Raw genomic sequence first — 12,578 nt, forward strand, 5'->3', positions numbered from 1 at the left:
TTTATTTGTAAGCGGTATCATTATTAATCCATTTTAGCCCCGGTTAGTCAGTTATTTTATGATTATTCTGCCACCGCTTCACCACGACTACAAAATAATCTTAATACCACGGATCAGTCGTCTAAATAAGCTCGTAACTGATCGACATTAGTTCCCGTCAGTCCAGATACCTGAAAAACTTGTGTGGCCCCAGCCTGACGGAGCTGCCGCTGCGCCCATGCAATGTCCTTATCGGTGGTCACTAAGTCTAATTTGGTGACCACCCCCACTACCGGGCAACCAAACATCGTAGCAAAAGCTTCTGGAAAAATTAACCGTTGATCTGTTGCACTCTGAATGAGAACCACGACGTTAGCATCCATCGCCGTAGTAGCCAAAAAAGTATACATCTGCCGATGCTCAATGTATTCTCCCGGTGTATCGATAATGTTTTGGAAAAATTCAACCGATTGCGTCTTATCATAAGCAATCGTCTGGTGCTTTAATTGCTGCAATAGCGTGGTCTTCCCACAGCCGATTGCGCCAACAAACATGGCCCGTTTCATCAAACCACGCCCCTTTCAATTAGAAACGCTTACATGTTTATTCTAAGGCAAAATAAATTAAAAGAAAGGCTGGTTAATTTTACGCGCTTGTGGTATTAGATACCCGTTATTATAAAAAAAGTAATATCCATTTTTCTACAAATACTATTCCATGTACGACCATAGCAAAAAAGCACCAACCATTTTTTCAAGAAAATGGTTGGTGCTAAGCATCTTAGACGTGTATTTAGTCTTTCACTAATACCGTGACACTTTCCACATGTGGCGTTTGAGGGAACTGATCGACTGGTTGAACGGGACCATCAACGTGGTAGCCCAACTCAGTAAACCGGGCCACATCACGAACCAACGTAGCCGGGTTACAGCTCACGTAAACAACCTTCTTAGGCGCCATCTTAGCGGCACTGTCAATCAAGCTTTCAGCCAAGCCTTTACGCGGTGGATCTACCACAATGACATCGGGCTTAATACCGGCTGCTTGCCACTCAGCCATCTGGTCTTCGGCTTTATTCACAGCAAAAGTCACGTTACTCAAATGATTCTTTTGCGCATTCACCTTGGCATCTTCAATGGCTTCTGGGACAATTTCGACCCCATACACTTGCTTAGCGTGCTTAGCTAGCGTCAAAGAAATCGTACCAATCCCACAGTAAGCATCAATCACGGTTTCTGCACCAGTCAGTCCAGCCTTATCAATCGCCATCTGGTAAAGCTTTTCCGTCTGTTGGGGATTAACCTGATAGAAGGACCGTGCTGAAATAGCAAAGGTCAAGCCCATCAACGTATCCTCGATAGTTGGCTTACCGTAGAGCACCCGCGTCACATTACCCATGATCACATTAGTTTTCTTGGCATTGACGTTTAACACAATGCTCGTCACTTCTGGCAAAGCCTGATGAATTTGATCGACTAATTGCGCCTGACTAGGAATTTTTTGGGTTCGGCTAATCAAAACAATCATCATTTCGTGACTGTAGTAGCCCCGACGTACCATGATGTTTCGAATGACTCCTTTATCACTCACCTCGTTATAGGCTGGAATTTCAAACTGACGCAGTAAATCCCGGACCTTGATGATAGCTGCATCAATCGCTGGGTCTTGGATATAGAAATCCGTCAGTGGGATCAGTTCATGACTGTGCTGCCGATAAAAACCGGTCTCCAATTGTCCCTTAATCATCCGTACCGGGACTTGAGCCTTATTTCGGTATTGGGTAGGATTGTCCATCCCCATCGTTGGTGCAACCTCAACGTCTTGATGGGACTTACTGAAAAGTTCCGCAATCTGGTGTTGCTTGAACTTTAATTGAGCGGGATAAGCCAAGTGTTGAAGTGGCGCAATCCCCGTTTGCCGGTAAGTCTTATCCACATCCTTCACCCGATCAGGTGATTCCTGCGTCCAAGCAACCGCCCGGGCAAAGCCATAATGGCTCTGTACCTTGGTTACTTGAATCGTTACTTCTTCACCTGGTAAGGTGTTTTCAATAAACAAAGGAAAATCTTCAACCTTTGCCACGCCTAACCCTTGATAAGTTAGGTCGGTAATGGTTACATCAAGCCGTTCATTTTTACTAACTGGTGCTTTACTTTTCATAATTACCTCAATTTCTTAGATGAGAAGAGGGATTTTGCTACTGTCGTGTCGTGCAAAATCCCTCATCAGTTTCATTTATCTTTCGTAGTCGCGTCCGCTGTTGCCGGTAACTCTTCCACCTGCTTAACGAACTTCTCTTCAGCTTCTAACAGCTCTGCCGACTCACTTGTTACCGCCGAATCCGGAATAGCATCCAAATTAGCATACATTTCAATGTGTTGCCGTAGATTATGGAATTTCATCGGGGCATCGCCACCATATTCACCGTCCAGATTAATCATCATCCGGTCCTTAACTGGCCGCGCGATCACCTTACTGGTTTTCTCGTAAATAATGTGTGGGTCATTGATATGTTTGCCACCGTTGAGCACTAACCCCATCAACCGCAGAATTTCCGGCATACTGGCCGTTTTGACAATAATCATGGTAAATTTACCATCATCCAGAGCCGCATCCGGTACAATTTGTTCAAATCCACCAATTGAATTCGTCAGTGCCAGTAAAAACATGGACGCTTGACCACGGAAATGCCCACCATCGTAGGTTAAGTCCATTTCAATCGGCTTGATTCGGGGCAACAGTTCGGCCCCTTTTACCAAGTACGCTAGATAGCCAAAGATCGACTTCAAATTCGATGGAACATCATAGGTTAATTCTGTTAGTAACCCACCACCGGCAATATTAATGAAATAACTATCACCAGCCTGACCAATGTCCATCTTAATCATTTGGTTCTTTAAAACCACTTTAGCGGCTGCCAGCGGATCTTCCCGTGGAATGTGCAGTGCCCGGGCATAATCGTTCGTGGTCCCAGCTGGAATAATGGCCATCTTCGGTCGATGTGCCAAGCCAGCTAGTCCGTTCACAACTTGATTGATGGTCCCGTCACCACCCGCTGCAACAATGAGTTCAAACCCGGCCTTAGCGGCGCGAGTTGCTTCGTCGCGTGCCGAATTAGGGGCTGGCGTTGTGGCATAGGCACTTGTTTCGTACCCGGCCTGTTCAAACACCGCTAAAATATCGATCAAGTCTTTCTTCAACGCCTCGCGCCCTGAAGTCGGGTTGTAAATCACCCGTGCCCGTTTACGCATGCTGCGCCTCCATTTGTTCTTATTGCTGTAATGCTGCCATCAACAGCTTGTTGACGACTTGTGGGTTGGCCTGTCCGTGAGTCTGTTTCATAATCTGACCCACTAGGAAACCAACCGCCCGTTTTTTCCCGTTATTGAAGTCTTCAATCGACTGCGGGTTAGCACTCAAGACGTCATCGATAATCGGTTGTAATTTAGCTGGATCGGATAGTTGAACCAGCCCATTGGCCTCAACAAAGGCCTTGGGATCTTCACCCTCGGTAATCGCCTTGAAGACCTTCTTGGCCATCTTGCTAGAGATGGTCCCGTCAGTAATCAAATTGATCATACCAGCCAAATGTTCTGGTGTTAGCTTGGTTGCTTGCAGGTCGACTTGCTTATCATTCAGGTAAGCGTTAACGTCCCCTTGCAAGTAATTGGCTGCCATCTTCGGATCAGCTTTCAGCGCAACTGTTGCGTTGAAGAAGTCAGACATTTCCTTAGTTTGGGTAATGACCATAGCGTCATAATCCGTCAAACCTAACTCGTTAACGTATCGTTCGCGCCGCTTCCCTGGCATTTCTGGCATGGCGGCATCTAGTTCCTTGATCCAGTCATCACTGATGTTCAGTGCTGGCAGGTCAGGTTCTGGGAAGTACCGGTAATCATCGGCACCAGCCTTCACCCGCATCAGAATCGTTTCACCGGTCTTTTCGTCAAACCGACGCGTCTCTTGTTGAACCGCGCCACCTGACATTAAGACTTGTTGCTGCCGTTTTTCTTCGTATTCCAACCCGCGTTGAACGTAATTGAAGGAGTTCAGGTTCTTTAACTCGGTCTTAGTCCCAAATTTCTGTTGACCAACTGGTCGAACAGAAATGTTGACATCAACCCGCATAGACCCTTCTTCCATCTTCACATCAGAAATCCCGGTAAATTGAATCCGTTGCCGCAATGCTTCCAAATAAGCATAGGCTTCAGCCGGTGACGCAATATCTGGCTTCGACACAATTTCAATCAACGGTGTGCCTTGTCGGTTCAAATCGACATAAGAGTAGTCCCGTTCATGGGTGTTCTTACCAGCATCTTCTTCGATATGCATTTCAGCAATTCCGATTTTTTTCTTGACGCCATCGACGTCAATTTCAACCCAACCATCGTGACCAATGGGCTTGTCAGATTGCGTAATCTGGTAGGCCTTCGGGTTATCGGGATAAAAGTAGTTCTTCCGGTCAAAATGGGTGTGTTGTTCAACCGTCGCATGCAACGCTAAGGCTGCAATGATCCCGTCAGCAACGACCCCTTTGTTGGTAGTTGGCAATACCCCTGGGTACCCCCAGTCAATCACGTTCGTATTGGCGTTAGGGTCAGCCCCGTAGGCAACTGGTGATGGGCTAAAGATCTTTGAATGGGTCTTCAACTCAATGTGGACTTCCAGCCCAATCGTGGTTTCAAAGTTCATTAGTGTTGACCTCCTAACGTGGGAACTTGTAAATGAAAGTCCGTATTTTGCTCAAAGGCGTAACCCGCCTTATACAACGTGCTTTCATCAAATGGCCGGCCGATAAGTTGCATACCAACCGGTAAGCCTTGACTGAAGCCAGCTGGCAAGGACAAGCCTGGTAGCCCAGCTAAGTTAACTGGAATCGTCAAGACATCATTCATATACATCGTAATTGGGTCTTTGATTTCGTCGCCAATGCCAAAGGCTGGTGTTGGCGCAACGGGTCCCATGATAAAGTCATGATCCTTCAAGACAGCCTTGAAATCATTCATGATAACCGTCCGCACCTTGGCTGCTTTCAAGAAGTAAGCATCATAAAAACCAGCTGATAAGGAGAATGTCCCTAACATAATCCGGCGCTTAACTTCGTCACCAAAACCTTCAGAACGTGACTTCACGTAAACATCTTCCAAATTCTTCACATCGTCGGCCCGGTGACCATACCGAATCCCGTCAAACCGTTGCAAGTTAGATGATGCTTCAGACGAGCCAATAATGTAGTAAGCTGCGACACCATACTTGTTATGTGGTAAGGAAACTTCATCCACCGTAGCACCCAATTGCCGGTACGTATCAGCAGCAGCTAAGATCGCCTGTTTAACATCATCAGCGACACCATCTGCCAAAAATTCCTTGGGTAAGCCAATGCGCATCCCCTTTACACTAGTTGCGTCGGTTAAGTCTGCCGCAAAGTCAGGGACTGGTTGTGTCGAACTCGTCAAATCATGCTCATCATGCCCAGCAATGGCGCTTAGCATAGTGGCATTATCCTTCACGCTGCGCGTCATTGGGCCAATTTGGTCCAGACTAGAACCAAAGGCAATTAAGCCCCACCGAGAAACGCGGCCATAGGTTGGCTTTAAGCCAACAATGCCGTTAAATGCGGCTGGTTGTCGGATAGAACCACCGGTATCTGAGCCCAAAGCAGCCAGAACTTGACCGGAAGCAACGGCCGCCGCCGAACCACCTGAGGACCCACCAGGAACCTTGGTGTAATCCCAAGCATTCTTGGTTGTCTTAAAAGCAGAGTTTTCGGTTGAACCACCCATGGCAAATTCATCCAAGTTCGTTTTCCCAACCGTAATCATCTGAGCCTGGGCTAATTTTTCAGTAACCGTGGCATCATAGACGGGGTTGAAGTTCGCTAGCATTTTAGAAGCAGCGGTCGTCTTTAGGCCCTTCGTCACAATGTTATCTTTTAATGCCACTGGAATTCCTGCCAGTGGTTGATCGGTTGCCACACCTTGTTCGTCAATCTTAGTGGCTTGTTTTAAAGCGGCATCTTCGTTCAGCGTTAAAAACGCATCGACCTGAGCATCGGTCGTCTTGATATTGTCAAAAGTTGCTTGCGTCAATTCTCGGGCGCTGATCTTTTTAGCAACCAAATCAGCGTGGAGACTAGCGAGATCTGTTTTAAAGTAATCCATTTAGTCGTTATCCTCGCTTTCGTCAATGATGGCCGGCACTTTAATAAAGCCCCGGGCAGCTTCTGGCGCGTTTTTCAGTAATGACTGGCTTTGACCCCAGCTATCGGCAACGTCTTCGCGCATCACATTGAGTTGGTCCGTGACACTGCTCGTGGCTTCAACGCCGTCAGTATCGACTTCACTCAGCGTTTCAAACAGACCGATAATGTCGTCAAGTTGGGGTGTAAAAGCATCCAACTGGGCATCCGTAAATTCAAGTTTTGCCAAACTGGCAACGTGTTGAACTTGTTCTCGATTGATTCGATTAGCCATCAATTATCCCTCTTTCTGATTTATCCACAATTCAGCGTTTACCCGCAGTTTCTGAGAATAAACATACACTGCCATTCTACCATATATCCGCTGTACGCCAAAGATTATGACAAAAAGAATCTTGTCTCACGGTAAAATGGCTACTTATTGGTGATAACACTGGGTTAAGCGGCCATTAACACGGAGATATGGGACTGCACCTTGCTGACCGCCTTCCAGGATAAGACCGGGCTTTAAGACAAGTGTCCTTCTTGGCTTAACGTCGTGTCCGGTACGTTCCAGCCCATTTGCTGCGACCAGAGGGCGGACAACCACCACCTGGTTTAAAACACAGGAATTTTCTACCGTTATTATCTTTTACGCGTGTTTTTAGCATATTGGGGATAACAATCTATAAACCAAAAAGGCGTGCACGCCGTAGCCCACACACCTTCGAAATTAGATTTAATAACTGTTAAAGACGTGACTCGTGAATTTCTTTGCCCCACTAGAACGGGAAAGGAAACTTTGCACACTATCCGTCGATGAGACGGTAATGTCAATGGGCACACTTGATGGTAAGTACTTCTGTGCCGCCGTTTGCAGATATTGCGTGAAGCTAATGATTTCTGTTTGGCTGTAGAATTGGGTCGTAATATTGACGTGCATCCCAGTCAATGTATTTCCACTGTAATGGGCTTGCGCCGTCACACCACTCAAGTTCGGGAAGAAGTTTTCCACTTGCGACTTGAAGTTAGTAAAGGAGGTTTCATCGTTACTGTTCGGGCTACTAGACCCACTTTCAATTGGGAACACGTAGTTCTTTTCACTCAAAGCGTTCCACTTAGAAACGGTCGTTGCACTTCCCTTATTCTCAGAATAAGCGATGAAGTTACCACCGACCAGACTATCATTGGAGGCCTGTCGATAGATTGCAATCACGATTGGCACATTCTTTAACGCCGACTTCTTACGGAGCCGTTTTAAGACCGTATTAGCCGCCTTCTTCGCGTAAGCTTCACCCTCAGCTTTGGTAATCTTGGTCTCATAAGTGGCACCGTACTGGGTCTTCTTATAATAATCCACCGAATTGACGGCAATCCCAATCGTTACACCACCTAAAGAAAGCTTATTATTCTTTTGGGTCATATAGTCTTGTTCTTCCAACGCTTGAATGTAAACTGGATTTCGCTTCGTTGGTGATGTTGAGCCGTTACTCTTCGGATTCAATCCAGTTGGATTTGATTTGGTCTTTCGATCCAACCAATTTTGAACAGTTGATGAGCTTAAATACTGGCCTTCTTGGAAAACGTAGCTCTTCGTAGAGAAGACTTTCTTAGAAACGCCTAACATACCATTTTCAAAACTCTTCACGTTGTAGGTATTGCCAGAATCTTGACTATTGGTTACCCCACGCGACTTGCTCGTCTGGTAATGACCACTCTTAATAACCCCTTCATAGTCACCATCCGAGCTTTGCCCCGTCAATTGGGTCTTACTTGATTTGCTGGTCCCAGACGTTCCAGAAATGCTGGAACTGCTTAAATTGCCACACGCGGCCAAAAATAATGGCACCGCGGCTAACGCAATAAAGGTTCGTAACCGTTTCACGACTTGTTTCCTCCTAAAGTCATCATTTCGTTTCATCCATGGCTGCTTGCAATTGCGCTTCATTCCACACGGGAACGTCGAGTGACTGAGCTTTGGCTAGCTTACTACCGGCCGCTTCACCAGCAATCAGCAGATCAGTCTTCTTAGACACACTGCCGGTCACTGTCGCACCGTGTTGTTCTAACCATTCAGTTGCTTGTGGACGCGTCAACTCTTGTAACTTTCCCGTTAGAACCACCCGCTTACCCGTAAATTCACTCGTCGAATTGGTGGCGGGTGTCCCACTGGTATAAGTCATATTGACCCCAACGGCTTGTAGTTTAGCAACCAGTTCATGGACCTGCGTATTAGCAAAGTAGGTGACCACACTATCAGCAATGATGCCCCCCACTGTATCAATCGCGGAGATCTGCTCACTGTCAGCGGCCATTAAACTCGCCATATCACCAAACGCTGCTGCCAATGATCGGGCAGCCTTAGCTCCCACATGGCGAATGCCTAAACCAAATAGCAAACGTTCTAATGAATTATTGCGACTATTATCAATGGCTGTCAAGAGGTTTTGGGCCGACTTCTCCCCAAATTTATCTAAAGTTAATAATTGATCGGTCGTTAGCCGATACAAATCAGCCACATCCTGAACCAAATTTCGATCGAAGAGCTGGGCCACAATTTGTGGACCCAGTCCCGCAATGTTCATCGCATTTCGGGAAGCAAAGTGGTTCATCCCTTCGGCCAACTGGGCTGGACAGCGGGGATTAATACAGCGTAAGGCCACTTCGTCATCTAAATGAACCAATTCAGCCCCACAGGATGGGCAAGTCGTTGGAATAACATAGGCTTTCGCTTCAGCCGGACGCTTTGCCGCCACATATTGCGAAATTTCCGGGATAATGTCGCCTGCTTTATGCAATAACACCGTATCCCCGATGCGAATATCCTTAGCAATCAAATAATCTGGATTATGCAACGATGCGCGAGCCACCGTACTCCCAGCTAATGCCACTGGTTCCATAATGGCCGTGGGCGTAACCACACCCGTTCGGCCAATGGTCCATTCAATGTCTAACACCCGGGTCTGCACTTCTTCCGGCGGGAATTTATACGCAATTGCCCACCGCGGAACTTTCACGGTCGCCCCCAAGGAACGCTGTAAGGGCAACTCATTTGCTTTAATCACAATACCATCAATTCCGTAGGCCAACTCCGTTCGCCGTGCTTGATACGTTTCGATATAAGCAGCCACGTCCGCCATATCATGGGCTACTCGATAAGTGGCATTAGTCGTAAACCCGAGTTCGGCTAATTCATCCAACAAACCACTTTGCGTCCGCGTGGTCAGTGGCTCATAGTCGGCCACGTTATACATAAACGTGGCTAATTGCCGATCAGCTGTCACACGCGTATCGAGTTGGCGTAGGCTCCCGGCCGCCGCATTTCGCGGATTAGCAAATGGGGCCTGCCCGGCCGCCTCTCGTCGCTCATTTAACGCCAGAAAGGCTGCCTTAGGCATATAACATTCACCGCGCACTTCGATTGTCAGTGGCCGACTAAGCGTTTGGGGAATAGACTTAATCGTCTTCAGATTAGCCGTAATATCTTCTCCAATTTGCCCGTTACCTCGGGTTGAGCCTTGGACAAACTTACCATTCTCATACCTCAACGAAATCGCTAAGCCATCGATTTTTAATTCACAATTATAATCAAATGGTGTATCCACGTTGCCTCGTAGTCGTTCATCAAATTCTGTTAGTTCATCGAGTGAGAAAACATCGCCTAATGATAGCATTGGAATATCGTGAGTGACCTTAGGCAAATCACTTCGCGAACTACCGCCAACTCGCTGCGTTGGTGAGTCTGGCGTAACAATTTCTGGAAAGGCCGTTTCTAGGGCCACCAATCGGGCATACACGCGATCATACACGTCGTCTTCGACAGATGGGGCATCCGCTTCGTAGTACTGCTTCCCCCACTCTAACAATTGTGGGCGTAAGTCAGCGGCCTCCTCGGCAGCCTGATCCACGGTTAGCGTCTTAATGGACTTATCAGTCATCTAATTCCTCCCACACTTTAAATGCTTAGTCTACGCGTTTGATTGGGGCAAAAGCTGCCAATAAACGCTTAATCCCTTGTTCTGGGAATGCAATATCGAGTTCTGCATCTTCGCCAGTACCATTAACTTTGACCACGGTACCCACACCCCATTTTTTATGACTGGCTTTATCACCAATCGTCCAGCTAACCTTACCAGCACCTGTTCCGGTCGGTTCACTCACCCGACCAGTCTTACCAGCGTATGGCTTCGCAACCGCACTGGCCGTTCGCCGAGCAAATGGCACATCACGGCGGCTCGGTGTCAAACCGGATTTAGTTTCACTGTAGTCCAAATGTAGCAATTCCGGTGCAATTTCTGTCACAAATCGAGATTGTGGATTCGTTTGTCGCCGGCCATACAACATCCGTGAATAGGCGTTGGTCAAGTAGAGCTTTTCTTGCGCCCGCGTAATCCCGACGTAGGCTAACCGCCGTTCTTCTTCCAATTCGTCATCTTCAAGCATTGCCCGTGACAGAGGGAAGATACCTTCTTCCAGCCCCATTAAGAAGATCACCGGAAATTCAAGGCCTTTCGCCGCATGCAAGGTCATTAAGGTCACCTCGGCGGGTTCTTCTTCAACGTCATCTTGGGCTGAAACTAACGCCAAATCTGCTAAGAACTCAACCAACCGGTCTTCCGTTTCATCATGATCGGCGTTGTCCCAGTCATCATCGAACTTTTGCGTGACTGATAGAAATTCCTCAATGTTTTCGATTCGCGTTTCGGCCTCTAGATTCTTTGAGGCCTTCAACGCTGCCATGTACCCCGTTTGATCCAGTAACTCACTCGTCATATCGGAAACACTCATGGTTGCCGCGCGGTCTTGAACATGTTTAAGGGTTAGCCCAAACTTCTCCATCGCCGTGCGCACACGAGCACCCAGCGTCGTGGCTAGTGAAATGTTTTGAGTGGCTTCCAGTTCCGTCCAATCGTTCATTTCAGCAAAGTCCCGCAACTTTTCAACACTCGTGGCCCCAATACCTCGTTTGGGCTCATTAATAATCCGTTCCAAACTCATTGAGTCAGCCGGATTGGCCACCAGAGTCAAGTAAGCTAAAACATCCCGAATTTCCTTTCGGTCATAGAACTTATGCCCACCAACCATGGTGTAGGGAATGTTGGCCTTAACTAGTGTTTCTTCAATCACCCGAGACTGGGCATTTGTTCGATAAAGAATGGCAAAGTCACCATAATCATGATGATTTTGTTCCCGTTCTTCTTGAATCTTGGCCACCACATAATGGGCCTCATCATTTTCGTTTTGCCCCCGGTAATAGGAGATGGGTTCACCTTCGGCATTATCGGTCCACAAATCTTTTTTCTTACGATTAACGTTTCGCTGGATCACATCGTTAGCGGCTCGTAAAATCGTCTTCGTTGAGCGATAGTTCTGCTCCAATAAGGTGACGTGCGCATCCGGATAGTCGTGCTCAAAGTTCAAAATATTTTCCATGTTCGCGCCACGCCAACCATAAATACTCTGGTCACCATCACCAACCACACATAGATTGCCATGCTTTTTCGCTAGTAAGTTCACCAAGGTGTATTGCGCATCATTGGTATCTTGATACTCATCCACATGAATATATTGGAATTTATCTTGATAGTAACCCAGCACATCGGCATCCTGATTGAATAGCTTAATGGTCAGCATAATCAAATCATCAAAATCCATAGCCTGGTTCGCCTGTAATTCTCGTTGATAACTTTCATATACCGTCGCAACCGTCGTTTCAAATGGATTACCGGCTGCCTCGCGCATCATGGCTGGCGTCTGCAGGGCGTTCTTGGCATTAGAAATTGCTCCCAATACTGAGCGGGGATCAAACTTCTTGATGTCTAAATTTTGTTGCTGTAAAACACGTTTAATTAAGGTGCGTTGTTCCCCGGGGTCGGCAATAGTAAACGCCCGGTTATACCCTAATTTATCTGCATCCCGGCGCAAGATTCGAACACACAGGGCATGGAATGTTGAGACCCAGACATCATTACCATCTGGTCCTAGTAACTTAATCACCCGTTCGCGCATTTCCTTGGCCGCCTTATTGGTAAAGGTAATGGCTAAAATCCGCCACGGCATCACATTGTTATGTTCAATTAGGTAGGCGACCCGGTGCGTTAACACCCGGGTCTTCCCACTACCGGCACCTGCCAATACTAGTAATGGCCCCTCCGTTTGGAGTACGGCCTCCGTTTGCTTATCGTTCATGCCAGTTAATAATTCTTCTCCTGCCACCCTGAACACAGTCCTCTCTGTCGATTAGTCTTGAATAGTATACCAAAAAAACGTATGTTCTGCTGGAAGTCTTGCGGTTATTTTGATTAAATCCTGATTAAACTTGCTCGCTTAATCGGCGGAGTACGTCACCTGTCAACAGCCCGCGTCACATCGCTTGGCTGTAAAAGAAAAAGAAGTTTAGGCTGGTCCCTAAACTTCTTAA

General features: G+C 47.1%; 9 protein-coding genes. All 9 read right to left on the reverse strand.

What is annotated here, in order from left to right:
* Positions 1-113 precede the first annotated feature (113 nt).
* The 9 genes from FC61_RS03665 to pcrA all read right to left on the reverse strand — a co-directional run bounded on the left by FC61_RS03665 (position 114) and on the right by pcrA (position 12,373).
* Positions 114-545: a EutP/PduV family microcompartment system protein gene (locus tag FC61_RS03665; RefSeq protein ID WP_021742731.1), complete on the reverse strand. Its 432-nt coding sequence runs from the start codon at positions 543-545 to the stop codon at positions 114-116.
* 226 nt (positions 546-771) lie between these two features.
* A complete protein-coding gene (gene rlmD / locus FC61_RS03670; protein WP_021742730.1) occupies positions 772-2,139 on the reverse strand; it encodes a 23S rRNA (uracil(1939)-C(5))-methyltransferase RlmD in 1,368 nt (455 codons plus the stop codon).
* Between the two features lie 71 nt (positions 2,140-2,210).
* Positions 2,211-3,230 carry a diacylglycerol kinase gene (locus tag FC61_RS03675; protein WP_011668329.1) on the reverse strand — a complete coding sequence of 340 codons (1,020 nt, stop codon included), beginning with the start codon at positions 3,228-3,230 and terminating at the stop codon, positions 2,211-2,213.
* A gap of 19 nt (positions 3,231-3,249) precedes the next feature.
* Entirely contained in the window at positions 3,250-4,671 is a 1,422-nt protein-coding gene (gene gatB, locus FC61_RS03680) for an Asp-tRNA(Asn)/Glu-tRNA(Gln) amidotransferase subunit GatB (protein WP_011668330.1), read from the reverse strand.
* A complete protein-coding gene (gatA, locus tag FC61_RS03685; protein WP_011668331.1) occupies positions 4,671-6,140 on the reverse strand; it encodes an Asp-tRNA(Asn)/Glu-tRNA(Gln) amidotransferase subunit GatA in 1,470 nt (489 codons plus the stop codon). Before gatA ends, gatB begins: the two co-directional genes overlap by 1 nt.
* Positions 6,141-6,452, reverse strand: coding sequence for an Asp-tRNA(Asn)/Glu-tRNA(Gln) amidotransferase subunit GatC (gene gatC, locus FC61_RS03690; RefSeq protein WP_021742729.1), 312 nt, complete (start codon positions 6,450-6,452; stop codon positions 6,141-6,143).
* Between the two features lie 444 nt (positions 6,453-6,896).
* On the reverse strand, positions 6,897-8,078 hold the full coding sequence (locus FC61_RS03695; protein ID WP_021742728.1) for a CamS family sex pheromone protein: 1,182 nt from the start codon (positions 8,076-8,078) through the stop codon (positions 6,897-6,899).
* Complete coding sequence (gene ligA / locus FC61_RS03700; protein ID WP_021742727.1) at positions 8,065-10,095, reverse strand: NAD-dependent DNA ligase LigA; 2,031 nt, start codon at positions 10,093-10,095, stop codon at positions 8,065-8,067. The genes FC61_RS03695 and ligA overlap by 14 nt, the downstream gene beginning before the upstream one ends.
* 25 nt (positions 10,096-10,120) lie before the next feature.
* The gene (pcrA, locus tag FC61_RS03705) at positions 10,121-12,373 is read right to left on the reverse strand and encodes a DNA helicase PcrA (protein ID WP_035465029.1); all 2,253 of its coding nucleotides are present in this window, start codon (positions 12,371-12,373) and stop codon (positions 10,121-10,123) included.
* Positions 12,374-12,578: the final 205 nt, after the last annotated feature.

Source organism: Levilactobacillus brevis ATCC 14869 = DSM 20054 (genome assembly GCF_001433855.1).
In the GTDB taxonomy this organism is placed as follows: domain Bacteria; phylum Bacillota; class Bacilli; order Lactobacillales; family Lactobacillaceae; genus Levilactobacillus; species Levilactobacillus brevis.